Raw genomic sequence first — 25,469 nt, 5'->3', positions numbered from 1 at the left:
ACCTGAAGGAAACTGTGCGTTGCCTAACACATCCCATCAAACACGACTATGGCGAGAAATAGCCCGATCGAAACGATACGGATATAAATCGAAACGATTTAAAAAATAAATAGGGCCTGTCACCAGACGGCAACGGCTAAATTCATGATGCACCGGCGGAGACCGCCGATGCGGTACGCACACATTATTCAGGCAGCCTGCGGGGCAAGATCGCCCTCTTCCAGCAATTCGACCGATGTGAGTGCCGCCACGTTGCTGGTGAGCGCACGCCAGGTGATGAGTTCGAACCTGCCGTCTTCATGCTCGACGATCGCCGTGCAGCTTTCGACCCAGTCGCCGGTATTGATGTAGCGGATGCCGTCCATATCCTCGATCACGGCGTGATGGATATGGCCACAGATGACGCCGTCGGCGCCGCTCTTGCGGGCTTCCTCGGCAACCACGCGCTGGAACTCGCCGATGAAATTGACGGCGTGTTTGACCTGCAGCTTGGCCCAGGCCGAGAAGGACCAGTAGGGCATGCCAAGGCGGCGGCGGACCGCTGCGAGCACGATGTTGATGCGGATCGCCGTGTCGTAGGCCCAGTCGCCGAGATAGGCGAGCAGACGAGCGTTGCGCACGACGACGTCGAACTCGTCGCCATGCAGGATCAGGTACTTCTTGCCGTCAGCGCCGTCGTGGATGATGCGCTCGACGACCTCGATGCCGCCGAAATGCATGCCCGGAAAGGCGCGCAGGAATTCGTCGTGATTGCCGGGAATATAGACGACGCGCGTACCCTTGCGCGCCTTGCGCAAGAGCTTCTGGACCACGTCGTTGCAGACTTGCGGCCAGTACCAGCTACGCTTCAGGCGCCAGCCATCGACGATATCTCCGACGAGGTAGATCGTGTCTGCCTCGTGGTATTTCAGGAAATCCAGCAGGAAATCCGCCTTGGCGGCTTTCGAGCCGAGATGCACATCGGAAATGAAGAGGGTGCGGAAGCGCCGAGGTTCCATCATGTCTGTCACAAGCCTTTCCGCTCGTGTCCCATCGTTCTTCGTCTGGTCTTCCAAAATCAGACTCGTGTATCAGGAAGATGACAAACCGCAGGAAAGGCCGGCAAAGCCGTTCAATCCACCGGTTAGAGCCTTCCCTGGTCACATTGCAGCATTCTGCTGGCTCAAACGGAGTCGGCCGGTCGATCAGGCGGCCCGTTTCAGCCAACCCCGGTGGTTTGCTTGCAAACCGGCTAGGGCCGGGCATCTTTCCGCCAGGATCAGAAGCGATCGGCTCGGACTTACTTGGGGTATGCCCTTCGCCAATCGCTTCTGCCCTGACGAAAACCTGCTCCGGCAGAATGCTGCAATCTGACCAGGGAAGGCTCTTAATGTCAGCTCCCCATTACCATCAGGTCAAAAAGTTCCGCTGCGGCCATTTCCGTACTGTTCCGGCCGGTCGATTGATGTATGGAGGAGTCTTCAAAAGACTTCGAACAACGCTGGAGGCGGCGATGGATCACCAGGAAAAATCCAAATCGGAAAAGAATTTGACGGGCGGTAGCCTCGACGAGCAGGCGCTTTTCTTCCACCGCTATCCACGCCCCGGCAAGCTGGAAATCCAGGCGACCAAGCCGCTCGGCAACCAGCGCGATCTGGCGCTCGCCTATTCTCCGGGTGTCGCCGCGCCCTGCCTCGCCATCCGTGATAATCCGGAGCAGGCCGCCGACTATACGTCCCGTGCCAATCTCGTTGCCGTCATCTCCAACGGCACCGCAGTACTCGGCCTCGGCAACATCGGCCCGCTCGCCTCCAAGCCGGTCATGGAAGGCAAGGCTGTCCTCTTCAAGAAGTTTGCCGGCATCGACGTCTTCGATATCGAAGTGGATGCGCCAGATGTCGATCAGATGGTCGCTACCGTCGCCTCGCTCGAGCCGACCTTTGGCGGCATCAACCTTGAAGACATCAAGGCCCCGGAATGCTTCCGCATCGAGAAGCAGCTGCGCGAAAAGATGAAGATCCCCGTCTTCCACGATGACCAGCACGGCACCGCAATCATCGTCGCCGCCGCCATCCTCAACGGCCTGGAACTCGCCGGCAAGAAGATCGATGAGGTCAAGATCGTCGCGTCAGGCGCCGGTGCGGCCGCCCTTGCCTGTCTCAACCTGCTGGTGACTCTCGGCGCCAAACGCGAAAACATCTGGGTCCACGATCTCGAAGGTCTCGTCTATGAAGGCCGCGTCGAGCTGATGGACGAGTGGAAGGCGATCTACGCCCAGAAGAGCGACACGCGCACGCTCGCCGAAAATATCGGCGGCGCCGATGTCTTCCTCGGCCTGTCCGCTGCCGGCGTCCTGAAGCCGGAGCTGCTGGCGCAGATGGCCGACAAGCCGCTGATCATGGCGCTTGCCAACCCGACGCCGGAAATCATGCCGGACCTCGCCCGCGCTGCCCGCCCGGATGCGATGATCTGCACCGGCCGCTCGGACTTCCCGAACCAGGTCAACAACGTCCTCTGCTTCCCCTATATTTTCAGGGGCGCGCTGGACTGTGGCGCCGAGACGATCAACGAGGAAATGAAGATGGCGGCCGTGCGCGCCATCGCGGCCCTCGCCCGCGAGGAGCCGTCGGACGTTGCAGCCCGCGCCTATTCCGGTGAAACCCCCGTCTTCGGCCCCGACTATCTCATCCCCTCGCCCTTCGATCCGCGCCTCATTCTGCGCATCGCGCCTGCTGTCGCAAAGGCTGCTGCCGAAAGCGGCGTCGCCCGCCGGCCGATCACCGATTTCGATGTCTATCTCGACCATCTGAACCGCTTCGTCTTCCGCTCCGGCTTCATCATGAAGCCGATCTTCACGGCGGCAAAGACAGCAGAGCGCAAGCGCGTCGTCTTCTCGGAAGGTGAAGACGAGCGCGTGCTGCGCGCCGCTCAGGTTCTGATCGAAGAAGGCATTGCCGAGCCGATCATCATCGGCCGCCCGCAGGTCATCGAAACGCGCCTGAAGCGCTACGGTCTGCGCATCCGCCCTCTGTCGGATTTCGAGGTCATCAACCCCGAAGACGATCCGCGCTTCCGTGAATATGTCGATCTCTATCTGCAGCTGGTCGGTCGCCGCGGCGTCATCCCGGAGGCAGCGCGCACCATCGTGCGTACCAACACGACAGTCATCGGTGCGCTGGCGCTGAAGCGCGGGGAAGCCGATGCCCTGATCTGCGGCCTCGAAGGGCGTTACGAGAAGCATCTGCGCGACGTGCGTCAGATCATCGGCAAGCGTCCGAACGTGCGCGATTTCTCCGCGCTCAGCCTGTTGATTTCGCAGCGCGGCGCGACCTTCTTCACCGACACCTATGTGACCTTCAATCCGACGGCCGAGGAAATCGCCGAGGCGACAGTGCTGGCAGCCGAGGAAATCAAGCGCTTCGGCATCACCCCGCGCGCCGCCCTCGTCTCGCATTCGAACTTTGGCTCGCGCGAATCCGAAAGCGCCACCAAGATGCGCAATGCGCTGCAGCTGGTGCGTGAAGCGGCTCCTGATCTCGAAGTCGACGGCGAAATGCACGGCGAAAGCGCGATCTCCGAGGAGCTGCGCCGCCGCGTCATGCCGCACACCACGCTGCATGACGAAGCCAACTTGCTGGTCTTCCCGAACCTCGATGCGGCCAACATCACGCTCGGCGTCGTCAAGTCGATGACCGACGGCCTGCATGTCGGCCCGATCCTGCTCGGCACCGCAATGCCGGCCCATATCCTGGCGCCGTCGGTTACGTCTCGCGGTGTGGTCAACATGGCAGCACTTGCTGTTGTCGAGGCATCGCAGCCGGCGTAAGCCGCGCTGCGGCCGTCTGCGAAGCGACGGCCGTTGGCATAGGGCATATCAGGCACGCCGTATGGATCGGCGTCCCTGATCCGAAAGCTCATCGGCGCGTTCGTTACCTTCAATGCCGGAATGGCCCTTGCACCAGGCAATCGCTATCAATCGATTCTGGGATAGCGCGATATCGACGGCTTTCCAGAGTTCCGCATCCGAGATCGCCCGGTTTCTGGCCTTGCCACCTGGGTTGCTTTTCTTCCAGCCATTGTTCCTCCAGATAGGACGCCAGCTGTTGCAGCCGTCTACGGCATAGACGGAATCGCACCAGATGACCGCTGCCACGCCCTCTGCTGTGCGGCTGATCCAGATTGCCGCCTCGAGCACTGCAGTCAGTTCCATCGCATTGTTGGCGGAATTTTCTACGCCGCCGAAACCGGACGCGATTTCCACGCCATCGCGGTAGGCGACGAAGGCCCACCCGCCCTGCCGCGTACCGGGCTCATAACAACCGTCCACGAAAACGTGAAGGCCGTGTCGGGGTTCCGGTTTTACCGGTGTCGTTGAGAGAGAACGAATCTCGTCGGAAATTCCTGTCATATCAGCCGTTTAGATATCAGCGGGCTCCCGCGTAGCTGCGGGAGAGATGGGAGTGGGAGCATAGGGCTTGCTGGATAAGATCGCAAAAATGCGCTAGGAATTACTTCGAGCTTATTAAGGGAAATACGTTAAGACAAAGCGCGGTCGGTTGAAGCCGCAATTGACCGATAGATACTTTCTCATTCCGGGACGACGTCGTGAAGCGCCGAAACCTGTCTCTCCTCTTCTTTCTGGCATTTGCGGTTCCGGCAGCCGCTGAGACCAATGCGATCTGCGAGGATCTGCGCGGGCGTCTTGCCGATCTGCCGCAATCGATCGGCACGAATGGTGCCGAGATGCGCCAATATGCGGGCGCGCTTGCCGAACAGAACCTGGAATTGCGCAAGGTGCGCGGCGATCTGCGCCGCTACGGCTGCACGTCGGGCAGCATGGTCGTCGTCGGCGGCGAAAATGCCGGCTTCTGTGAGGAGCTTGAGCAGTCCGAAGCCAAGATGGTGGACAATATCCGCTACCTGCAGGACCGCCGCAACGAGTTGCGCCAGGGTGGTGCCGATCCGGCCCGCGAGGGGCTGATGGCCGCACTCGAAGACAATGGCTGCAACAGCGACAGCTTTAGCGAACCTGCGCAAGGCGATGCATATGCCCCGGCTCCTTCCATCGAGGAGCAGGCCATGCGCGGCGACACCTTCATTCCGCTTGGCGGCGGCGAGCGTTACGGCCTGCCGCGGGCGGAAATGCTCTCGCCCGTCAGCACCATCTGCGTACGCACCTGCGACGGTGGCTTCTTCCCGATCAGCAATAATGCAACCTCGGTCGATTTCGGCCGCGATGCCGCGACCTGCGCCAAGATGTGCCCTGGTGTGGAGACGGAGCTCTATTACCGCGACATCTCCAGCGCCGAAGCCTCGAACATGATCTCGACGGCAACGGGCACCCCCTATGGCGCGATGAAGAATGCCTTCGCCTACAAGACCCGCGCACCCGGCGAAAAATCCGCCTGCTCCTGCAATCTGACCGCCTATTACGAGGAAATGCGCAAGAGCCAGGCAGCCTATGCGCCGGCGCCTGAGCCGAAGGGTTCGATCACCACGATCCATACAGACGCACCGAAGGCTGTGAGCGCCCCGCCCGCCCCGCAGGCGCAGGTGCCGGATCGTCCCTACGACCCCGCCAGCAACAAGGTGCGCCAGGTTGGCCCGCAATTCCTGGCTGGCGATCAGGGCAAGATCGATCTCACCAATCCGGCGACATCAGGCCCGCAGCCCCAACAACAGCAATAACCACGATATCGGCAGTCGAAATCGCGTCTTCAGTTTGACGAGCGATGCTCCCGGAAGGCTGCCGCCAGTGTGCGCAGCGCCGCACGCGACTTGGCATCCGTCAGTGTCGAATGCAGCACGACCTCGGAGGATGGCAGCGCCGGCAGGCCGAAGCGCTCGCTGACCTCGATCGTGCCGACAGGCGCCAGACGATGGGAGAAGGTCGAGACGGCAAGCCCGGCTGAAACGGCTGCTGTCACAGCCGAAGAGCCTCCGCCGAGGAAGACTTCCGCCCAGGGAATACCGGCCGCATCGAGCGCCCGGGTGCAGACATCCCGCACCTTGCAGTTGGGCGACAGTGCTGCAAGACGCAGCGGTTCACCGCGGCGATATTCGAATTGCGGCGTTGCAAACCAGCCGAAATGCTCTGGTGCCAGAACCTCGCCATCGCGCCGGTCCTCATCCCGACGGACGATCGCCGCATCTAGGTCGCCGCGATCGAAGGCGGCGAGCAACTCGCAGGAATTGTCGAGCCGCACCTCGATCGTCAGCCCCGGATCATGGGCATTGAGGCGCGCAAGCAGCGTCGGCACTTCCGGGCCGGCGACATGGGCCGCAATGCCCAGCCTGAAATGACGGCGCGACGAGGAAAGTGCCGCGATCGCCCGGTCATGGGCAGCGAGGAATTCCCGTGCGGCATCAAGAAATACCGCCCCCTGTGCCGAAAGCCGCACCAGCCGCGGCGTGCGTTCGATCAGCCGATGGCCGAGCCGCTCCTCCAGCCGTTTGAGCTTGACGCTAATCGCCCCTTGCGTGCTGCCGAGCTCATTGGCGGCGCGGGTGAAGCTCTTGTTCTCGGCGATCGTCACGAAAGCCTGAACGGAATCGACATCGAGCATGGTCATTGGATCTATCCGAAATTGTTGTGTCTGAAATAGTCAATCATCCAATTCTGTAATGATCAAGCTCTGCTTATGCTGACGCAAATGGACGACAAGGGATGTCACCCTTGTAAGTCTCAACGTCGAAAGGCCAAAGCATGACCTCTGCCTCCCCTCCATCCTCACGTATCAGAGGCATCGTCGCCCTGATGGCGGCCTGCCTCTCCTCACTGATGTTCGGCCTTGAAATATCGAGCGTACCGGCAATCCTGCCGACGCTGGAAAAGGTGCTGCATGCCGATTTCAGCGCGCTGCAATGGATCATGAATGCCTATACGATCGCCGTGACGACGGTGCTGATGGCGGCAGGCACATTGGCCGATCGCTACGGCCGCAAGCGCGTCTTCCTCATCGGCATTGCCGCCTTTGGCCTCACCTCGCTGATTGCCGGCCTCGCTCAGGATGTTTCGCTGCTGATCGTTGCTCGCTTTCTGCAGGGCATGAGCGGCGGCGTGATGCTGATCTGCCAGGTGGCTGTCCTCTCCCATCAATTCCCGGAGGGCAGAGCCCGCAGCATGGCCTTCGGCTGGTGGGGCATCATCTTCGGGATCGGCCTCGGCTTTGGCCCGATCATAGGCGTTGCGATCGTAGCAGCCGCCGGCTGGCAATGGGTCTTCCTCATCCATGCCGTGCTGGCAGCCGTGACGGTGGCCCTTGCCGTAACGGGCGTTGAGGAATCGCGGGACCCCGCTGCAGGACGGCTCGATATGGCCGGCATCGCCACTCTTTCGCTGGCGGTCTTCTGCCTCGCTTTCTTCATCACCCAGGGTCCGGCTCTCGGCTTTGCCAGCCCTGCCGCGCTTGGCATCATCGGACTTTCCGCGGCAAGCCTCGTCGCCTTCATCTTTGCCGAGAGGCTGAACCCGCGACCGATGTTCGATGCCTCGGTCTTCGGCATTCGCGCCTTCTCGGGCGCCATCATCGGCTCGGCTGCCATGAATATCAGCTTCTGGCCTTTCATGATCTATCTGCCGATCTGGTATGAAGCCGGTCTCGGTTATGGCAGTGTGGCCGCGGGTGTGGCGCTGCTTGCCTATACGCTGCCGACGCTCGTCGTACCGCCGCTCGCCGAACGGCTTATGCTGCGCTATCGGCCGGGCATCATCATTCCCGGCGGCCTTTTCACCATCGGGCTCGGCTTCCTGCTGATGAAGTCAGGCAGTGCTGCCACCGCGCCAAGCTGGCTGACGATGCTGCCCGGCGCGCTGCTTGCCGGCATCGGGCTTGGCTTCACCAACACCCCGGTCACCAATACGACGACAGGTGCCGTCTCCAGCGATCGCGCCGGCATGGCCTCCGGCATCGACATGAGCGCCCGGATGATCTCGCTCGCCATCAACATCGCCGTCATGGGCTTCATCCTGTTCAGCGGCGTGCTCTCCCACCTCAAGAGCACCTTGCCAACCTCGACGGATGCCGGCGACCTGCGCCTGCTCGCCGAACGGATCTCCGCCGGCAACATTGCCTCCCTGCCAGACATTCCCGCCGGGACGGTGCATGATGCGCTCGTCGCAGGCTTCGGCGGCGTCATGCTCTATGGCGCGATCGGCGTCTGGCTTCTGGCCGCCGCAAGCTTCCTCGTCTTTGCCCATCGGAAGACGCCGGCCTGCGCCAAGGATTGCGGCACCCAGCCGGCAGAATGATGCACACCCGCGCCGGCTCAGACCGGCGCGGCCTCGCTTTCCACCTGCCCCCAGCCATCATGGAAAACCAGCTCTTCCAGCGCCATCCGCTGCCGCCAGCCTTTGACCGCCAGTTCCGGCTTATCATAGAGCCGGTCGACGAAGCCGGCGCAGAGCCAGGCTACCACCTCGATATGATTGGGAATGCCGAGGATCTCCTTCAGGTCACCCTCGCGAAAAATGCTGACCCAGCCGATGCCCACCCCTTCGGCTCGTGCCGCAAGCCACAGGTTCTGGATGGCGCAGACGGTGGAATAGCTGTCCATGCGCGGATTATGTGTGCGCCCCAGCACCACGCTGCCGCTGCGGGTTGGATCGCAGGTCACGCAGATGCCGAGCGGCGCCTGGACGATGCCTTCGAGCTTCAGCGAACGGTATTGCTCCTGCCGCTTGCCGTCGAACATGCGGGCCGCTTCCTCATTCGCCTTGAGGAAGGCATCGCGTACCCGCGCCCTCACCTCGACGCTCTTCACCAGAATGAAATTCCACGGCTGCATGAAGCCGACCGAGGGCGCGTGATGCGCGGCGGTCAAAAGCCGCGTCACGAGATCATCCGGCAAGGGATCGGGCAGGAACTGGCTGCGCACGTCACGCCGCGTCATGATCGCGTGATAGACGGCCTCGCGTTCGGCCGCAGAAAAGCTGGATGCCGGGCAAACGGCATCATCAATGGGTCGCATCGTCAAATCCCCAACAACGCAACCGCCCGCCGTCCGCGCGGGTTGGGTCTATCTTGCCAGGCCGGTCTTCTGACTTGGCGTCATCCGCTTGACCGCCGCCTTCCCGGCCTTGCGGCCAGTGGCATTCTATGCGGCAAGCGTCGGCCTTACAGCGTTGGGCACGTTCCGGTCTTGCACCGGATTCCCGATTCTCCCGCTTGTGAAAGCGGGCACCTGACGGGTGATCTATGGCGCGGAAACGGCATGGCGGCAAGCTGCATGCGACATTCATTTCGTGGACAGGCTGAAAATGCTGGCCTAGAACGAGACCCGACGCCGCTGGCGCCGAATCCCCTCTCATTGCCTTCCGGTTGCCCGTGTCCCGCCTAACACCAATGATCCTTGCGGTCGCCCTGTTCATGGAACAGATGGATTCGACCGTGATCGCCACCAGCCTGCCGGCGATTGCTGCCGATATAGGCACTTCGCCGATCGCGCTGAAACTTGCGGTAACGAGCTACCTCGTGGCGCTCGCAATCTTCATTCCGATCAGCGGCTGGATGTCGGATCGCTTCGGTGCACGCAACATCTTTCGGCTCGCGATCTTCGTTTTCATGGTTGGCTCGGTCGCCTGCGCATTCTCCAATTCCATCGCCGCCTTCGTCATTTCCCGCCTCATCCAGGGTGCCGGCGGCTCGATGATGACGCCGGTCGGGCGATTGCTCCTGGTGCGCGGCACGCCACGTCACCAGTTGGTGAATGCCATGGCATGGCTGACCATTCCGGCGCTGATCGGCCCGATCATGGGCCCGCCGATCGGCGGCTTCCTGACGACCTATCTCAGCTGGCACTGGATCTTCTGGATCAATGTGCCGATCGGCATTATCGGCATCGTCCTCGTCACCCGTTTCCTGCCGGCCGTCGAGCCGCGAAGCCCGAAGCCGATGGATTTTCCGGGCTTCTTCCTGTCGGGTATCGGCTTTGCCGGTTTCGTGTTCGGCCTCTCGGTCATCAGCCTGCCCGCCGTTCCCGTCATCTACGGCTATGTCACTGTGGCCGTCGGCGTCCTCTCCGGCATTCTCTATTTCGTGCATGCCAGGCGCACCTCGCATCCGCTGCTCGACCCCAAGATGTTCCGCTACCCGATGTTCCGGGCGGCGATCCTCGGCGCCTCGAATTTCCGCATGGGCCTCGGCGCGCTGCCCTTCCTCATGCCGCTGATGCTGCAGCTCGGCTTCGGCCTGACGCCGCTGCAGTCAGGCTCGATCACCTTCATCAGCGCTCTTGGCTCCATGGGCTCGAAATTTGCAGCCACCCGCACCTATAACGCCTTCGGCTTCCGCAACGTCATCGCGCTGACGACCTTCCTCGCGGCAATCTTCCTCGGCGTGAATGGCTTCTTCACTGCCGAAACGCCGATGTATGTCATCATGGGCTGTCTTCTTGTCGGCGGCCTCCTCCGCTCCATGGCCTTTTCGGGCGTCAACGCTATGGCCTTCGGCGATGTGGACGAGGCCGACAGCAGCCAGGCGACTGCCATCAACGCGGTGGCGCAGCGCATCTCCATGGCCATGGGCGTTGCGGTAGCCGGTACGATCCTGGAAATCTCCTCGAGCTTCCACGGCGGCAAGCTTTTGGTCTCGGATTTTCATATCGCCTTCTTCATCGTGGCGGCGATATCAGCACTTGCCTGCATCACTTTCCTGCGCCTGCCCGCCAATGCCGGCGAGGAGCTGACGACACGCCGCCACAAGAACAGACATGCCGCGGCGGCAGAACCGGAAGAGGCCCAGGGACAGGCAATAGCGGAGAGCCGCTGAAAACTTCACGGATTTGTCGTTTTTCCTCACAGATTCTACGTGACAATTCCAATCGGCATGGCTACATAAGCCGCATGTCGATTTCGTCCGTTTACGCATCGCGATTTTATTCGTACCGCTGCTTCCAGCGGATGCGGGTCTGTGCGTAACCGAAACTAACGCGACGACAACCCGAACAGCCGCTAGTCAACCTGGCGGCTTTTTTGTTCCGCCACGGTATGACCAAACAGGAGAGCATACCGTGACTGACACTATTGATGATCTGCGCATCGTCGAGATCACCCCGCTGACCAAGCCTGCCGATATCCTTTCGGAAATCCCGCGTGACGCCGCTGTTACCAAGACAGTAACCAGCACGCGCGACACGATCCACAATATCCTGACCGGTCAGGACGACCGCCAGCTCGTCATCATCGGCCCCTGCTCGATCCACGATCCGGCAGCCGCCCGCGAATATGCCGGCCGCCTCATGGAGCAGCGACGACGTCTCTCCGGCGATCTCGAAATCGTCATGCGCGTCTATTTCGAAAAGCCCCGCACCACCGTCGGCTGGAAGGGCCTGATGAACGACCCGCATCTCGATGGCAGCTACCGTATCGAGGAAGGCCTGCGCCTCGCGCGGCGCCTGCTGCTCGACATCAACGCCATGGGCCTGCCGGCCGGTTGCGAATTCCTCGATACGATCACGCCGCAATATATTGCCGATCTCGTGAGCTACGGCGCCATCGGCGCGCGCACGACCGAAAGCCAGATCCACCGCCAGCTCGCCTCGGGTCTCTCCTGCCCGATCGGCTTCAAGAATGGCACGGATGGCAGCGCGCGCATCGCACTCGATGCAATCATGGCGGCCTCCCAGCCGCACCATTTCCCGGCTGTCACCAAGGATGGACAGGCAGCGATTGCCTCCACGCGCGGCAACGAGGACTGCCACATCATCCTGCGTGGCGGCAAACGGCCGAACTATGAGGCAGCTGACGTGCAGGCTGTCATCGCCGAAGCCGTCAAGCTCGGCGTCGACCCGCGCATGCTGATCGATGCTAGCCACGCGAACAGCAACAAGGATCCGATGAACCAGCCGAAGGTCGTCCATGACGTCGCCGGCCAGATTCTTGCCGGCAACCACCACATCAAGGGCATGATGATCGAGAGCAACCTCGTCGCCGGCCGCCAGGATCTCGTTCCCGGCAAGCCGCTCGTCTACGGCCAGTCCATCACCGATGGCTGCATCGGCTGGGATACGTCCGTCGAGGTGCTCGAGGATCTCGCCAAGGCCGTCCGTGAACGGCGGAAGGCTGCTGTTGCGGCTTGATGTAGGTCGCCTAATATCGTGCAGCGATTTTGGGCGGATCGAAAAATTGAAGCGCGTCGCGCGGTCGGCGCGCTTCCAATGCTACTGATTTCAATGATAAGTTTTAAATTGCCGCACATTATGTCGAATGACTATTTAAAGGGGTGATGAATGCGTTTTTTGGTGAAGGCGATTTCCTTAAAGCTGCCTGTTGTGCTGGCCGCAGTGGCGACGAGCCACATAGCGGCCTTCGCCGCATCTGATGACCTCGGAAAAACCGTATCCACCCAGGTACTTAAATGTCTGAAACTACCCGCAGGAGCGCCGAAGGACTATGGTCTCTCGGCTGTGGTGGTCCTCAAGGAAGGATCTGCCGATTTTGTTTCTGTCAATTTCCGCGCGCCGCCATCGGCATGGGAGATGACCGCGGCTCCGGCGCTGGGTGAGGCTATTACAGAATGCGAGCCTTATGGCTCTGCTTCAGGCACGGTGGAGATTACGATCACTCCGGAGCTTGTCGAGGCGGGAGCAAAGAATTAGGCAGCCCGAGTGGCAGGTTCCTGCGCGGCAGGCGAAATCCCGTCGTGTCATTCTTTCATCAGAACAATCCGGCGTTGGCGGGAAAATACCGCACATAGGCAACTCCTCGCCATCCAGCGACCAGTTAGGCGTCGATCCGCGCGTGCTGATCGATGCCAGCCACGCCAACAGCGGCAAGGATCCGATGAACCAGCCGAAGGTCGTCCACGAGGTCGCCGCCCAGATCGTCGCCGCAACGACCATATCAAGGGCATGATGATCGAGAGCAATCTCGTCGCCGGCCGCCAGGATCTCCTGCCCGGCAAGCCGCTCGTCTACGGCCAGTCGATCACCTATGGCTGCATTGGTTGGGATATGTCGGTGGATGTACTCGAGGATCTGGCCCAGGCTGTCCGCGACCGCCGCAAGGCCGCCGTCGCAGCCTGAGTGGCCGCATCAGTCGCGGCGGGTAAACCCCGCCGCCCATTCCCAATCTGCTATAGAGGATTTTAGGAAACTACGAGTTTTCGATTGCGTAGATGAACAGAGCGGTCCACGCCGAACCAATTACAAATATCACTGTCCAGAGCCACATCGCTTCTTTTAGGGCGCGCTCGTTTTTTCTCAAGACGAGCATTAACAGTGACAATATAAATAAGGGGTAAGCTTGCGGGGAGATTAGAAGCATCCCACGCAACGGGCCTCTTAATTCGGCAGCGTCGGAAATCTCTTCATATACATTGTAATATGACATCGGTATTCTCGCTAAAATGTAGAGAAATACGAAGTATATTATAGATATTATGATCATCGATTTTCTTATGAAATGAATTTTACGCAAGGCCCTATCTCGCGGATGCGCTGCATTATGTTGTGTGTTTAATCTATAGTCGTACGCTAAGTTGCAGTCCGAAGCTATTCCCCACCGCTCACTCATCAAATGGCGGTGCGCCGCTCTTAAGACTTCACCGGAAAATACCGCACGAAAGCGAATTCCTCGCCATCCGGCGACCAGTTCGGCACGTTGATCGTGCCCTGCCCGCCGAAGAGCTCGAACAGCTCTGTCAGGTTGCCGCCGTCCATGTCCATCATGCGTAGCCTTACATTGAGATCGCGCGGATGGTCGAAGACATCTGGGTCGTAGGAGAGGATCAGCACCTTGTCGTTGTTCGGTGACGGATGGGCGAACCAGTTGCCGTAATTGTCCGATGTCACCTGCTGGAGACCCGTGCCATCAGGATGCACGCGCCAGATCTGCATAAGCCCGGTGCGGCTGGAATTGAAATAGATCCACTGCCCGTCGGCCGACCAGTCCGGCCCGTCATTGCGGCCTTCTCCATGCGTCAGCCGTTTCTCCTCGCCGCCTTTGACCGAGATCGTGTAGATATCGAAGACGTCGTTGCGGATGCCGCAATAGGCAAGCTCGCGCCCATCGGGCGACCAACCGTGCCAGTAGGACGGCAGGTTCTTGGTGATCAGCCGCGGCTTGCCGCCCTCGATCGGCAGGATGTAGATCGCCGACTTGCCGAACTCGGTCTTGTCGGAAATGACGATCTCTTCGCCATCGGGTGAAATGCCGTGGTCATTGTTGCAATGGACAGCAAAGCCGGTATCGACCTTCTCCACGAGATCGCTGCCGTCGAGCCGCAGGCGGTAGAGCAGCCCGTCGCCATTGATCAGCAGATAGGCACCGTCGCGTGAGAAATTCGGCGCCTCCACCAGCGCCTCCGTCTGCCAGACGACGCGGCTTTCGCCTCTCCTGACGTTGTAGATTTCGACAGAGCTGCGCATCTCGTCCTCTCCCAGATGAGTTTTCTATCGATCCCGGAACCGGTTGGTGATCGGGTAGCGCCGGTCGCGGCCGAAATTCTTCTTGGTGATCTTCACGCCCGGCGCCGACTGACGGCGCTTGTATTCGGCGAGATAGAGCAGATGCTCGATACGGTGGACGGTCTCGACATCATGGCCGCGCGCCACGATCTCCTCGACCCCCATTTCCCGCTCGACCAGGCATTCGAGTATGTCGTCGAGCACAGGATAAGGCGGCAGCGAATCCTGATCCTTCTGGTCGGGGCGAAGCTCGGCCGACGGCGCCTTGTCGATGATGTTTTCCGGAATGACCACGCCCGAGGGGCCGAGCGCATCTGGCGGCACATTCTCGTTGCGCCAGCGGGCCAGCGCATAGACCTGCATCTTGTAGAGATCCTTGATCGGGTTGAAGCCGCCGTTCATGTCGCCGTAGAGCGTCGCATAACCGACCGACATTTCCGACTTGTTGCCTGTCGTGACCACCATCGAGCCGAACTTGTTGGAGATCGCCATCAGGATGGTGCCGCGTGCACGGCTCTGCAGGTTCTCCTCGGTGATACCGCTGTTCGTGCCCTCGAAGAGGCTCGACAGCGCCGAGGAAAAGCCCGTCACGGGTCCCTCAATCGGCACGATATCGTAGCGGCAGCCGAGCGCCTTGGCGCAATCGGCCGCATCCTTCAACGAGTCTTCGGACGTATAGTGATACGGCAGCATGACCGTGCGCACCCGTTCCTCGCCGAGCGCATCGACGGCGATTGCCGCGCAGATCGCCGAATCGATGCCGCCCGAGAGGCCGAGCACGACATTCTTGAAGCCGTTCTTGTTCACATAGTCGCGGAAACCGAGCAGGCAGGCGCGGTAATCGGCCTCCTCGCTCTCGGGTATGCGCGCCATCGGCCCTTCCGAGCAACGCCAGCAGTTTTCTGTCCGCTTCCAGGTCGTCACAGCGAGGGCCGTTTCGAACTGGCTGAGCTGGAAGGCGAGCGACTTGTCAGCATTGAAGGCAAAGCTTGCGCCGTCGAAGACGAGCTCGTCCTGGCCGCCGAGCTGGGCGGCATAGACCATCGGCAGGCCTGTCTCGATCACCTGCTTCAGCACCACCTGATGGCGGATATCGACCTTGCCGCGATAATAGGGCGAGCCATTCGGAACGAGCAGGATTTCCGCGCCGCTTTCGGCGAGCGTCTCGCATACACCGAGATCGCCCCAGATATCTTCGCAGATCGGAATGCCGATGCGCACGCCGCGGAAATTCACGGGTCCAGGCATCGCGCCCTGGTCGAAGACGCGCTTCTCATCGAACTCGCCGTAATTCGGCAGATCGATCTTGTCGCGCACGGCAATCACCTTGCCGCCGTCGAGCACGGCGATGGAATTGTAGCGGCCCGTCTCGTCCTGGCGCGGGAAGCCGATGACGATGCCCGGTCCGCCATCGGCGGTGTCTGCCGCGAGGCTCTCGACCGCCGTCCAGCAAGCGCGGATGAAGGCCGGCTTCAAAACCAGATCTTCCGGTGGGTAACCGGAGATGAAAAGCTCGGTCATCATCAAGAGCTGCGCGCCCTGCCGCGCCGCATCGGCGCGCGCCTCACGCACCTTGGCAAGGTTTCCGGCGACATCGCCCACCGTGGGGTTCAGTTGGGCGATGGCGATGTTGAAGGTCTGGGAGAGAGCGTTTTCCTGTGTCATGTCATTCATTTAATCCGCCCCTTCGTGCACCGCAATAAGCCGCTTCAAAAGCCGTAGCGATCTGCGGCGAAAATTTGATGAAGGGTGGCCCCATCGCTCTGCCTATCCCTCTGTTTGTCTTGCGCGACGCCGATACGCATTGCAATTTGCGGCGACGGCGGAATACTGCGCGCCAATTCGATCCACTCCCGGGACAATGCCATGTATAATCTTCCGAATTTCGTCCACCTGCATTTCGGCAAGCCGGCCGAAGAACTGGGTGACATCGAAAAGCGCGTGTTGGCCAAGGCACATGAACGCAAGATCATCTCCACCGACGTCAACGCCGCCATTGCCGCCGAATCCTCCTTCGGCGAGCGGTTGGCCGATGGCATCGCCCGTGTCGGCGGCTCATGGTCCTTCATTCTGGCATTTCTGGCCTTTCTCGTCGTCTGGACCATCATCAACACGGTCATCCYTTTTTCCCGCGCCTTCGACCCCTATCCCTTCGTCTTCCTGAACCTCATCCTTTCCATGCTTGCGGCTATCCAGGCGCCGATCATCATGATGTCGCAGAACCGGCAGGCCGAACGCGATCGTTTCGAAGCCGCCAAGGATTATGAGGTGAATCTGAAGGCCGAGCTTGAGGTTCTGTCGCTGCATCAGAAGATCGATATGCGGGTGCTGACGGAACTGACTGCGCTGCGAGAGGATGTCTCCCGCCTGAACGCCATCCTTGCTGAGCGCGGCCAAGCTTGAGCCCGCTAAAATAGCACGGCCTTAAACGTCTGAAATCTCGTCGCAATTCCAGCCCTGTCACCGCGTTTCATTTGACAGGGAGCAGGCATTTAGCCAACCTGCGGCCATCACGCAGGGAGCATGCTTGGAAGAAGAGCTTCAGTTCGGTGCATTTTCGATAGTGCCCGCCAGGCGCAGCCTGTTGCGGGAAGGGTCTGCCGTGCCTCTCGGCAGCCGCGCCGTCGATATCCTGCTGTTTTTGCTCAATCATCCGGGCGAGCTGAAGACCAATGCGGAGATCGTCAGGCAGGTCTGGCCGGATACGTTCGTGGACGAGGCCAATCTGCGCGTCCACGTCTCGGCGCTGCGCAAGGCGCTGGGCGACATCAAGCGTGAACCGCAATTCATCGCCAACGTGCCCGGCCGCGGCTATACCTTCATCGCGCCCGTCAATCGCCGCAGCAATGGCGCAGCGCCCGTCGCTCGGCCGACACTCCAGAAATTTCGCCCCGAACGCCTGCCCGCCCGCATCTTCGGCCGTGAACAGACGATCGCGGCCGTGACCGGACAGCTGACCAAGGGCCGTCTCGTGACAATCGCCGGCCCTGGCGGCATCGGCAAATCCACCGTTGCCCGCGCCGTGATTGCGCGCGGCAGCTTCGATGGCGAGATCGTCTGGATCGACCTGTCGGAAGTCGCGACCGGAAATCTCGTGCCGACGGTCGTGGCGTCTGCACTCGGCATCCTCTCGCGCAGCGACGATATCGCAGTGGAGATCGCTGCCCATTTGCAGCCGCGCAATCTTCTGCTCGTGCTCGACAGCTGCGAGCATGTGGTGTCCGATATCGCCAAGCTCGCCGAAGACCTGCTGGCGGAAGCGCCCGATCTGCATATCCTCGCCACCAGCCGCGAGCCGCTGCGCGCCGAAGGCGAACGTGTCCACCGTCTGCTGCCGCTCGACCTGCCCTTGTCTGCCGTGACAGCAGAGGCTGCCCTGGCCTCGCCCGCCGTCCAGCTTTTCGTCGAACGCGCCGATGCCTGCCTCGGCGGTTATGAGCTGACGGACGGGGACGCCGCCGATGTCGTCGATATCTGCACGAGGCTCGATGGCATTGCGTTGGCAATCGAGCTTGCCGCTGGCCGGCTGGAGGCGATGGGCATCGCCGCCCTCTCCCGCTCGCTCTCCGACTGCTTCCGGGTATTGACGCGCGGCCGGCGCACGGCGCTGCCCCGCCACCAGACACTGCGCGCCACGCTCGACTGGAGCTACCTCATCCTGTCGCCGGAGGAGCAGCAGGCGCTGCGCGAACTCTCCGTCTTCCGCGGCCGCTTCAACAGCGGGGCCGCAGCCGCGGTCCTCTCCGGCACCGAACCCGGGGATTTGCTGGCCGCCCTCGTCGCCAAATCGCTGGTCGTCGTCGAGACAGCGACCGACGAAACGTTCTACCGCCTGCTCGATACGACCCGCCTCTATGCCGGCGAAAAGCTTGCGGCCTCGGGCGAACTGCCCGATGTCATGGCCCGCTTTTCCGCCTATCTCTCTATCGCGCTCGAAAGCGCCGAGCAGGATCTCTATGCCGCCTCGCCGGAGGAATGGCCTGATGATTTCGCCCAGCAGGTGCCGGGCCTGCGCGCAGCCCTGGACTGGGCCTTCGGTCCATCAGGCGGCGATGCGCTGCTCGGCATACGCCTGACGGTCGCCGCCCTGCCGCTTTTCTTTCGCCTGTCATTGCTTGACGAGTGCCTGGCGGCCCTCACCCATGCAATAACCTTCCTCGATGCCCGCCCCGGCCTTGACGAGAAAAGCCGCATGAAACTCTATGCCGCGCTCGGCTGGCCGCAGCTTCGTGCCACCAATGCACCCGAAGACGGCGTTGCCGCCTGGACGACGGCCTGGCGGATCGCCGAGGAACTCGGCGATGTCGATCACCAGCTGCGCGCCATTTGGGCGCTTTGGGTCGATGTGCTGAACCGCGCCGAGCCTCGCCAGGGACTGGAGCTGGCGGAACGCTTCGCAGCCCTTGCTCCGTCCTCCGCCGATCCGACCGATGTCATCATCGGCAGGCGCATGAAGGCTGCTACGCTCCACTGGCTCGGCCGCCACAGCGAGGCCCGCCAGGAGCTTCTGGCGATGCTTGCCGACTACGAGCATGTGCCGCAGGCCCGCCATTCCGTCCGCTTTCAGTTCGACCAGCGCGTGACGGCGCGCATCATCATCGCCCGTTGCCTCTGGATATTGGGCGACGAGAGGGCCGCGCTGAACGAGGTCGAAGAGACCATGCGCTACGCCCGCGATATCGGCCATAACCATTCGATCAGCAATCTTCTCGCCGAGGCCATCTGCCCGCTGGCGCTTCTCTCCGGGAACGACGGCGAAGCGGCTGCCGCGATCCGGCTTCTGCGTGACCATACCAAGGCCCTGTCGCTCGATGTCTGGCACACCTATGCCGACGGCTTCGAAGCGGAACTACGTCTGCGGGACGGCGAATACCGGCTCTGCCTCGCAAAGCTGCGCCCGGCGATGGACATCCTCGATCTTGCCGGCTTCAACCTTTTCCGCACTTACTTCCAGTCCATCGAGGCGCAGGCCCTGTCAGGCCTCGGTCAACATGCGGAAGCCCATGCGGTGATCGATAGCGCCTTGGAGCATGGCGATGCCTCGGGCGAACGCTGGTGCCTGCCCGAACTCCTGCGGGTGAAGGCAATGGTCACCGCAAAGGGACAGAGCCCGGAAGGGCTGGACGCCGCTTCAGCCATCCTCGAGGCGGCACGCGTCGCCGCAAGGCAGGATGGCGCGATCGGCTGGGAACGCCGCATCAACGTCGATCTCGAAGCCCTCGGCCATGAACCGGCGCAGCTTTCGGGCGCGGCCGGCTAAACCCGTTTACACCGATTTACAACGATCAACTCGTCCGCTTCTCGTTGTCTGTGCATCATTGCTCCCCAAGAGGAGGATGCCCATGGACGGCCAAATACCCATCCGTTTTCTGATCATTCTCGCTGCGGATGGAGATAACAGCGAGGTCAGGATCGCGCGCCTCGCACCCGCCTACTATCTTTTCAAGGATGCACCGGCAGAAGTCGTCCTCGCGACACCATCAGGCGGCTTCGCCGATCTGACCAGCGAGTTGCGTCAGACCGTCCATCAGACCGTCCATAAGGAGCCTGCTGTCGGACGCTTCCTCACCGACCGCGCCGCACGTGACGATCTCGCCGATACGCTGCGCCTCGACCAGATCGTGACAGAGGATTTCGACGCCGCCTTCTGCATCGGCCTTTCCGGCCCGCTCTGGTCCGCCGAGGGCGTCGCAGCCACGATCCGCGCCTTTCTGACATCGGGCAAACCAGTCGCCGTCATTCCCGGCCGGCGTCTGGACATAACACCCGAAGGTGCCGCCACCGGCCTGCTGATCCTCGCCGACTGCGAAGCGTCCCCGCTGCTGTCAGCCCATGCGCTTCTCAAGGTCGTGCTGGAAGGCCGCAAGAAAGTGACGTCGGCGGGCTGACAGTCTACAGTCACATATGCAAAGAAATCTTTGCAAAGATTCATTTGCGGTACTAAGCTGCCGCTATGAAAACACCTGTTCCTACACCTGGGTCATCTACATACCGCAACGTCAGCCGGGTCGTTCCCGACGTCACGGCGCTGAAGGCGCTCGCCCATCCGGTGCGCCTGCGCATGCTCGGTATGCTGCGCATCGATGGTCCCGCAACGGCAACGCAGCTCGCGACACGGCTCGGGCTCAACAGCGGCGCGACGAGCTATCACCTGCGCCAGCTTGCCCAGTATGGTTTCATCGAGGATGCGCCGGGGCCATCCCGTCGTGACCGCTGGTGGAGGGCATGCCACGAGATCACCTCGGTGCCGCCGGCGGAAACCGAAGGCGAAGCTTTCGATATGGACGTCGCCTTCACGCAGGCAATCCTCTCCCTGCAGGTCGATCAGATGCAGAAAGCAGTCGAGGAATATGCCGAGCTGCCGCTGGCATGGCGGAAGGCCAGCACCGCAAGCGACATCATCATTCCGCTGACTTCTGAAAAGGCCGAAGCCCTGACGAAGCGGCTGAACGACCTCCTCATGGAGGCGATGCGCGAGGCCCCGCCCCTCGGCGGGCCACTGCCATCAGGCACGGTGCCTTTCACTGTCATGCTGCACGCCTTTCCCTATCCGGGCCGCCTGCCGCATGGCGAGGAAGAGAGCGAGCCATGAGCCGCCGCAGTCCCTTCGTCGCGCTCGCGGTCGCCGAAACGCTTTCCATTTCAGGCACGCGGCTCTCCAGCATCGCCATCCCCTGGCTGGTGCTGAGCACGACCGGCAGTCCCGTGCTGACCGGCCTCGTCGCCATGATGGAGATGCTGCCCTATGTCGTCGCCAAGGCGCTCGGCGGCCCCTTGATCGACCGCCTCGGCTCGAAGCGCATCGCCATCATCTGCGACAGCGCCTCGGTGATCGCAGTCGGCCTCGTGCCCGTGCTGCATCTTCTCGACCTGCTCACCATGCCGATCCTGCTGCCGATCGTCTTCGCCATGGGCGTGCTGCGCGGTCCCTCGGATGCCGCCAAGCAATCCATGGTCCCCGACATTGCGGAACTCGCCTCCGTGCCGCTGGAACGCGTGACCGGCGTCGCTGGCGCCATCGAGCGCCTTGCATCGGCCGCAGGCGCGGCCGGCGCCGGCGCGCTGATCGCCCTTGTCGGACCAAGCCAGGCGCTAGCCGTCAACGCCCTCACCWTCGCCGCCGCCGCCGTGGTCGTCGCAGCCTGCATCCCCCAATTGCGGCGCGCTCCGAAGCCCGAAGCAACCGGCATCGCCGTCTATGGCCGTGAACTCGCGGAAGGCTGGCGCTTTCTGCGGCGCGATGCGGTACTGGTCGCAATCGTGCTGATGGTGGCAACCACCAATCTGCTCGATCAGGCCTTTGGCGCCGTCTTGTTGCCGGTCTGGACGCAGACCTCGGGCCATGGCCCGGCCCTGCTCGGAACCATGTTCGCCGTTTTCTCCGGCGCCTCGATCATCGGCGCCGTGATTGCCGCCATGATCGGCGAGCGCCTGCCGCGCCTTGCCGTTTACACGGTCGCCTTCCTGCTGACCGGCTTTCCGCGCTTTCTGGTCTTTGCGGTGGAAACGCCGCTTGCGCTCATTTTTACGACGCTCGCCATTGGCGGCTTTGCCTCGGGCTTCCTCAATCCCATCCTCTCGGCCGTGCTCTTCGAGCGCACGCCGAAGCCTTTGATAGGCCGCGTCACATCGCTGAATGCCGCTCTCTGCTGGGCGCTCCTCCCCTTGGGCGGGCTCGTCGGCGGCGCATTGGTCGATGCGTGGGGCCTTTCAACCGCATTGCTTCTGACAGGTCTCGCCTATCTCGCCGCCACGCTCGCTCCCTTGGCGCACAGCAGTTTCCGTGGCTTCGACAAGCGGCGGATCGCCGACGCCAGCCCCTCCTAAGCAGACTGCCGAACTGTTCGTGGGCAACCCTGTCTATTTCCGCTATCTGGTTGCAAGTGCGATCATGGCTCTGGGGGAGCAAGGATGCCGACATCAGATGACGAAACGCCACTCGCAGGTGGTAATATCAATGCCGGCGTCGTCAGGGTCGCCGATACGGTACGCCGTTCAATGAGCCCGAATAGCCGGAACGTGCACAGGCTGCTGAAGCAACTGGAACGGTGGGGTTTTGCCTATGCGCCTCGTTTCCTAGGTATCGATGACAGCGGAAGAGAAATCCTCTCTTACATGGCAGGCACGGCGATGATCCCGGAGACGCTCTGGGAGAATACCGCTGCCCTCACCGAATCCGCCACAATGTTACGGAAGTTGCACGATGCGACCCGAAGCCTGGACTTCGTCCCCGACGGCAATTGGGCCTATACCTACCCTCTTGCCGAACGCAATGACGTGATTTGTCACAATGATTTTGCGCCCTACAACATGATCTTTCGGGATGGTCTCCCGGTCGCGATCATCGATTTCGACCTCGCAGGTCCGGGGCCGCATCTGCGAGACCTCGCTTACCTCGCCTATTGGTTCGCACCGCTTTCTTTTTCCTCCGAAGACCTAGCCGAACCCTCGGCCCGCGACCTTGCCAATGGCAGCAGCCGACTGAAGCTGCTCTGTTCAGCCTATGGCACCAGCGACTATGTCGGCCTGCTCGATATGGTCCTAGAGGTGCTGAACCACATGGGGGACGAGACGGCGGTTGCGAAGATGGTCGGTCGGGACGCGGCAACCAGGCTGCAAGAGGGCGGACACTTCAATCATTGGAAGAAGGAGGCCAGATCTTTCAACGAGAACCGGCCGGTCATCTGGCGCAATCTGCAATGATCGCTTCGGGCAATCCAGTTTGCTGATCTTCTGAAGGCGGTAATCCCGCTAGCGCCGGCAGCTTCGAGAATAAAAAGCTTGCGGATAACATACTGTCTTCATGAGGTTAGTACGTCTAATGGCGCATTGCCGTCATTTTTGCTTTGCATCAATTTACGACGGTTAACTCGTATCGCTGCCGGAAGTGAGTCAGCTTGTTCTCGTCGAAGAGGCGCGGAGAAGCCCGCAAGGAGGCAAGCATGCCACACGGAGGCGATCATGAGTGAACGCAGCATTGCACTGACGGCGGATGCCACACGGCGGGACGTTCTTCTGGCAGGAGGCGCCGCCGTTGCGGCCATCGCCCTGCCGAAAGCCGCGCTTGCCGCAACCAGTCCAACATCACCAGATAATTGGAGCCAGACGATGCCTTTCATCAAGACCAAGGACGGAACTGAAATCTTCTACAAGGATTGGGGTTCGAAGGATGCCCAGCCGATCGTCTTCCATCACGGCTGGCCGCTCAGCGCCGACGACTGGGACGCGCAGATGATGTTCTTCCTCGAAAAGGGTTTCCGCGTCATCGCCCATGACCGCCGTGGCCACGGCCGCTCGACCCAGACCTTCGAAGGCAACGAGATGGACACCTATGCGGCCGACGTTGCCGCACTGACCGATCACCTCGATCTCAAGAATGCCGTCCATATCGGCCACTCGACCGGCGGCGGCGAAGTCGTCCACTATGTCGCCCGTGCCAAGGAAGGTCGTGTCGCCAAGGCCGTGATCATCGGCGCCGTGCCGCCCATCATGGTCAAGTCGGACAAGAATCCCGGCGGCCTGCCGCTCGAAGTCTTCGATGGTTTCCGCGCAGCCCTCGTCGCCAACCGCGCCCAGTTCTTCCTCGATATCCCGACCGGCCCCTTCTATGGCTTCAACCGTCCGGGCGCCAAGGTCAGCCAGGGCGTGATTGAAAACTGGTGGCGTCAGGGCATGATGGGCGGCGCCAAGGCGCACTACGATTGCATCAAGGCCTTCTCCGAAACCGACTTCACCGAAGATCTGCAGAAGATCACCGTGCCCGTTCTCGTCATGCACGGCGATGACGACCAGATCGTCCCCTATCCCGATTCCGCGCCGCTGTCGGCCAAGCTGCTGAAGAACGGCACGCTGAAGACTTATCCCGGCTTCCCGCACGGCATGTGCACCACGCATCCTGAAGTCATCAACCCGGACCTGCTGGCCTTCATCAAGGATTAAGTTTTTCTCTCGAAGACATGCGAAGGCGCGCCCTTGCGGCGCGCCTTTTTCATCCTGATATGCGGTCGTCACCGTCGTCAGGGAATGGTTGTCCGGTATAGTGTCCCCGGCATCGGCCGTAAAGAACTGAAAATCAATGTAAATCATTGATAATGTTGAATTTTATAGGAGAAATCCTATCGCCGTGCTGCTATTGTCTCCTCATGCTGATATCTCAGAGGAGACGAGCAGATGAACAATCCGGACAATCTCGGCCTATCGGCCACGCGCCGTCAACTGCTGGCTGGCGCCCTCTCGGGCGCGGCGGCCCTTGCCCTGCCGCGCGGCACCTATGCGGCGCAGTTTCATCGCTTTACGCACGGCGCCTTCGATATCACCGTCGTCAGCGACGGCTTCATCACTCTGCCCGCCGAAGTCCTGCTTCCCGATGCGACGCCGGAAGAGCGCCGGCCGATCCTGGCGCGGCTCGGCGGCGATGCGGCCGGCGCGCCGGTTCAGGCCAATATCCCGCTCATCCGCCACGGCAGCGACCTGATCCTCATCGATAACGGCTCCGGMAGCCACTTCCAGGCCAGTGCCGGCAAACTCGCCGCCAACCTGAAGGCAGCAGGCATCGAGCCGGAAGCCATCACCAAGGTGATCTTCACTCACGCCCATCCCGATCATTCGGGTGCCACGACCGTGGCCGAAGGTAAGCTGTTCTATCCGAATGCCGACTATTTCGTCAGCGAGACCGAATGGAATTTCTGGACCGATAAGGACTATGAGACCCATATGCCATCAGCGCTGCACGATTTTGCCCGCGGCGCACAACGCGATCTCTTCGCGGTGAAAGACAGGCTCACCCTCGTCAAGCCGGGACAGGAAATTCTGCCAGGAATGCAAGTGATCGAAACATCAGGCCATACGCCGGGCCACATTTCCTTCGAGCTTGCCGGCGACGGCAATCTCCTCATCACGGGTGACGCCTGCACCAATGACGTGATCTTCTTCGAACATCCCGCCTGGCATTTCGGCTTCGACACCGATCCCGAAACCGCCCTGAAAAACCGCCGGATGCTGCTCGACCGCGCCGCTTCGGAAAAGATCAAGCTGCTGGGCTATCACTGGTCCTATCCCGGCGTCGGTTATGCCGAGCGCAAGGG

21 protein-coding genes, 1 pseudogene and 1 riboswitch are annotated in these 25,469 nt (G+C 61.4%); of the genes and pseudogenes, 15 read left to right on the top strand and 7 right to left on the bottom strand.

The annotated features are described in order from the left end of the window. Positions 1 to 188: 188 nt before the first annotated feature. Positions 189 to 1,001, bottom strand: coding sequence for a UDP-2,3-diacylglucosamine diphosphatase (locus AC1DTN_RS18280; RefSeq protein WP_113325376.1), 813 nt, complete (start codon positions 999 to 1,001; stop codon positions 189 to 191). Between the two features lie 491 nt (positions 1,002 to 1,492). Between AC1DTN_RS18280 and AC1DTN_RS18275 the strand changes: the two genes are divergently transcribed. Then, entirely contained in the window at positions 1,493 to 3,805 is a 2,313-nt protein-coding gene (locus tag AC1DTN_RS18275) for an NADP-dependent malic enzyme (protein ID WP_439015118.1), read from the top strand. Between the two features lie 48 nt (positions 3,806 to 3,853). On the opposite strand, the gene AC1DTN_RS18270 is transcribed toward AC1DTN_RS18275, so the two are convergent. After that, positions 3,854 to 4,387 carry a ribonuclease H family protein gene (locus tag AC1DTN_RS18270; protein WP_477921972.1) on the bottom strand — a complete coding sequence of 178 codons (534 nt, stop codon included), beginning with the start codon at positions 4,385 to 4,387 and terminating at the stop codon, positions 3,854 to 3,856. 197 nt (positions 4,388 to 4,584) lie between these two features. Here AC1DTN_RS18270 and AC1DTN_RS18265 point away from each other — a divergent pair, with 197 nt between their 5' ends. Beyond that, on the top strand, positions 4,585 to 5,667 hold the full coding sequence (locus tag AC1DTN_RS18265) for a DUF2865 domain-containing protein (RefSeq protein ID WP_477921970.1): 1,083 nt from the start codon (positions 4,585 to 4,587) through the stop codon (positions 5,665 to 5,667). A 29-nt stretch (positions 5,668 to 5,696) separates the two neighbouring features. Here the strand turns inward: AC1DTN_RS18265 and AC1DTN_RS18260 are convergent, their stop codons facing one another. Further along, the gene (locus AC1DTN_RS18260) at positions 5,697 to 6,551 is read right to left on the bottom strand and encodes a LysR family transcriptional regulator (protein ID WP_113324485.1); all 855 of its coding nucleotides are present in this window, start codon (positions 6,549 to 6,551) and stop codon (positions 5,697 to 5,699) included. A gap of 134 nt (positions 6,552 to 6,685) precedes the next feature. On the opposite strand from AC1DTN_RS18260, the gene AC1DTN_RS18255 reads away from it, so the two are divergent. Beyond that, entirely contained in the window at positions 6,686 to 8,230 is a 1,545-nt protein-coding gene (locus AC1DTN_RS18255; RefSeq protein ID WP_113324486.1) for an MFS transporter, read from the top strand. 17 nt (positions 8,231 to 8,247) lie between these two features. On the opposite strand, the gene bluB is transcribed toward AC1DTN_RS18255, so the two are convergent. Further along, the gene (bluB, locus tag AC1DTN_RS18250; RefSeq protein WP_442205811.1) at positions 8,248 to 8,949 is read right to left on the bottom strand and encodes a 5,6-dimethylbenzimidazole synthase; all 702 of its coding nucleotides are present in this window, start codon (positions 8,947 to 8,949) and stop codon (positions 8,248 to 8,250) included. 42 nt (positions 8,950 to 8,991) lie between these two features. Further along, a riboswitch (cobalamin riboswitch) is annotated at positions 8,992 to 9,181 on the bottom strand. Between the two features lie 142 nt (positions 9,182 to 9,323). On the opposite strand from bluB, the gene AC1DTN_RS18245 reads away from it, so the two are divergent. The 4 genes and pseudogenes from AC1DTN_RS18245 to AC1DTN_RS18230 all read left to right on the top strand — a co-directional run. Continuing rightward, positions 9,324 to 10,748: a DHA2 family efflux MFS transporter permease subunit gene (locus tag AC1DTN_RS18245; RefSeq protein ID WP_477921969.1), complete on the top strand. Its 1,425-nt coding sequence runs from the start codon at positions 9,324 to 9,326 to the stop codon at positions 10,746 to 10,748. 241 nt (positions 10,749 to 10,989) lie between these two features. Beyond that, entirely contained in the window at positions 10,990 to 12,057 is a 1,068-nt protein-coding gene (locus tag AC1DTN_RS18240; RefSeq protein WP_477921968.1) for a 3-deoxy-7-phosphoheptulonate synthase, read from the top strand. Positions 12,058 to 12,207: 150 nt separating this feature from the next. Next, positions 12,208 to 12,576: a hypothetical protein gene (locus tag AC1DTN_RS18235; RefSeq protein ID WP_477921967.1), complete on the top strand. Its 369-nt coding sequence runs from the start codon at positions 12,208 to 12,210 to the stop codon at positions 12,574 to 12,576. Between the two features lie 121 nt (positions 12,577 to 12,697). Beyond that, positions 12,698 to 13,002 (top strand): annotated as a pseudogene (locus AC1DTN_RS18230) (3-deoxy-7-phosphoheptulonate synthase); the annotation flags it as partial. Between the two features lie 510 nt (positions 13,003 to 13,512). Here the strand turns inward: AC1DTN_RS18230 and AC1DTN_RS18225 are convergent. The 3 genes from AC1DTN_RS18225 to AC1DTN_RS18215 are packed head-to-tail and all read right to left on the bottom strand — an operon-like array spanning position 13,513 to position 16,253. Further along, on the bottom strand, positions 13,513 to 14,346 hold the full coding sequence (locus AC1DTN_RS18225) for a TolB family protein (protein ID WP_477921965.1): 834 nt from the start codon (positions 14,344 to 14,346) through the stop codon (positions 13,513 to 13,515). 24 nt (positions 14,347 to 14,370) lie between these two features. Then, positions 14,371 to 16,050, bottom strand: coding sequence for an NAD+ synthase (locus AC1DTN_RS18220; RefSeq protein WP_477922080.1), 1,680 nt, complete (start codon positions 16,048 to 16,050; stop codon positions 14,371 to 14,373). Between the two features lie 44 nt (positions 16,051 to 16,094). Beyond that, the gene (locus tag AC1DTN_RS18215) at positions 16,095 to 16,253 is read right to left on the bottom strand and encodes a hypothetical protein (RefSeq protein ID WP_162748097.1); all 159 of its coding nucleotides are present in this window, start codon (positions 16,251 to 16,253) and stop codon (positions 16,095 to 16,097) included. Here AC1DTN_RS18215 and AC1DTN_RS18210 point away from each other — a divergent pair. The 8 genes from AC1DTN_RS18210 to AC1DTN_RS18175 form a co-directional block, all read left to right on the top strand. Continuing rightward, positions 16,252 to 16,788, top strand: coding sequence for a DUF1003 domain-containing protein (locus tag AC1DTN_RS18210; RefSeq protein ID WP_477921964.1), 537 nt, complete (start codon positions 16,252 to 16,254; stop codon positions 16,786 to 16,788). The two genes, AC1DTN_RS18215 and AC1DTN_RS18210, sit on opposite strands and share 2 nt — an antisense overlap. Positions 16,789 to 16,912: 124 nt before the next feature. Continuing rightward, a complete protein-coding gene (locus AC1DTN_RS18205; protein ID WP_477921962.1) occupies positions 16,913 to 19,645 on the top strand; it encodes an ATP-binding protein in 2,733 nt (910 codons plus the stop codon). Between the two features lie 82 nt (positions 19,646 to 19,727). Then, the gene (locus tag AC1DTN_RS18200; protein ID WP_477921961.1) at positions 19,728 to 20,273 is read left to right on the top strand and encodes a type 1 glutamine amidotransferase family protein; all 546 of its coding nucleotides are present in this window, start codon (positions 19,728 to 19,730) and stop codon (positions 20,271 to 20,273) included. 65 nt (positions 20,274 to 20,338) lie between these two features. Then, complete coding sequence (locus AC1DTN_RS18195; protein WP_477921959.1) at positions 20,339 to 20,977, top strand: ArsR/SmtB family transcription factor; 639 nt, start codon at positions 20,339 to 20,341, stop codon at positions 20,975 to 20,977. Beyond that, on the top strand, positions 20,974 to 22,212 hold the full coding sequence (locus AC1DTN_RS18190) for an MFS transporter (RefSeq protein ID WP_477921958.1): 1,239 nt from the start codon (positions 20,974 to 20,976) through the stop codon (positions 22,210 to 22,212). The genes AC1DTN_RS18195 and AC1DTN_RS18190 overlap by 4 nt, the downstream gene beginning before the upstream one ends. 84 nt (positions 22,213 to 22,296) lie before the next feature. Then, positions 22,297 to 23,088 (top strand): aminoglycoside phosphotransferase family protein, encoded by a 792-nt coding sequence (locus AC1DTN_RS18185; protein ID WP_477921956.1) that lies wholly within the window; start codon positions 22,297 to 22,299, stop codon positions 23,086 to 23,088. Between the two features lie 405 nt (positions 23,089 to 23,493). After that, positions 23,494 to 24,324, top strand: a complete 831-nt coding sequence (locus tag AC1DTN_RS18180) for an alpha/beta fold hydrolase (RefSeq protein WP_439017209.1) — start codon at positions 23,494 to 23,496, stop codon at positions 24,322 to 24,324. A gap of 231 nt (positions 24,325 to 24,555) precedes the next feature. Continuing rightward, the coding region (locus AC1DTN_RS18175) for an MBL fold metallo-hydrolase (RefSeq protein WP_477921955.1) at positions 24,556 to 25,469 on the top strand (914 nt) is incomplete at its 3' end.

The organism is Rhizobium sp. 01T444 (assembly GCF_056398305.1).
Note: the sequence above shows the minus strand (reverse complement) of the source record. Positions and strands in the feature narration are given on the sequence as shown.

Bases quoted from the DNA above. Each gene is read 5' to 3' on its own strand.
- AC1DTN_RS18280 (WP_113325376.1), bottom strand. From the start codon at position 1,001: ATGATGGAACCTCGGCGCTTCCGCACCCTCTTCATTTCCGATGTGCAT.
- AC1DTN_RS18275 (WP_439015118.1), top strand. From the start codon at position 1,493: ATGGATCACCAGGAAAAATCCAAATCGGAAAAGAATTTGACGGGCGGT.
- AC1DTN_RS18270 (WP_477921972.1), bottom strand. From the start codon at position 4,387: ATGACAGGAATTTCCGACGAGATTCGTTCTCTCTCAACGACACCGGTA.
- AC1DTN_RS18260 (WP_113324485.1), bottom strand. From the start codon at position 6,551: ATGACCATGCTCGATGTCGATTCCGTTCAGGCTTTCGTGACGATCGCC.
- AC1DTN_RS18255 (WP_113324486.1), top strand. From the start codon at position 6,686: ATGACCTCTGCCTCCCCTCCATCCTCACGTATCAGAGGCATCGTCGCC.
- bluB (WP_442205811.1), bottom strand. From the start codon at position 8,949: ATGCGACCCATTGATGATGCCGTTTGCCCGGCATCCAGCTTTTCTGCG.
- AC1DTN_RS18245 (WP_477921969.1), top strand. From the start codon at position 9,324: ATGATCCTTGCGGTCGCCCTGTTCATGGAACAGATGGATTCGACCGTG.
- AC1DTN_RS18235 (WP_477921967.1), top strand. From the start codon at position 12,208: ATGCGTTTTTTGGTGAAGGCGATTTCCTTAAAGCTGCCTGTTGTGCTG.
- AC1DTN_RS18225 (WP_477921965.1), bottom strand. From the start codon at position 14,346: ATGCGCAGCTCTGTCGAAATCTACAACGTCAGGAGAGGCGAAAGCCGC.
- AC1DTN_RS18220 (WP_477922080.1), bottom strand. From the start codon at position 16,050: ATGACACAGGAAAACGCTCTCTCCCAGACCTTCAACATCGCCATCGCC.
- AC1DTN_RS18215 (WP_162748097.1), bottom strand. From the start codon at position 16,253: ATGGCATTGTCCCGGGAGTGGATCGAATTGGCGCGCAGTATTCCGCCG.
- AC1DTN_RS18200 (WP_477921961.1), top strand. From the start codon at position 19,728: ATGGACGGCCAAATACCCATCCGTTTTCTGATCATTCTCGCTGCGGAT.
- AC1DTN_RS18195 (WP_477921959.1), top strand. From the start codon at position 20,339: ATGAAAACACCTGTTCCTACACCTGGGTCATCTACATACCGCAACGTC.
- AC1DTN_RS18185 (WP_477921956.1), top strand. From the start codon at position 22,297: ATGCCGACATCAGATGACGAAACGCCACTCGCAGGTGGTAATATCAAT.
- AC1DTN_RS18180 (WP_439017209.1), top strand. From the start codon at position 23,494: ATGCCTTTCATCAAGACCAAGGACGGAACTGAAATCTTCTACAAGGAT.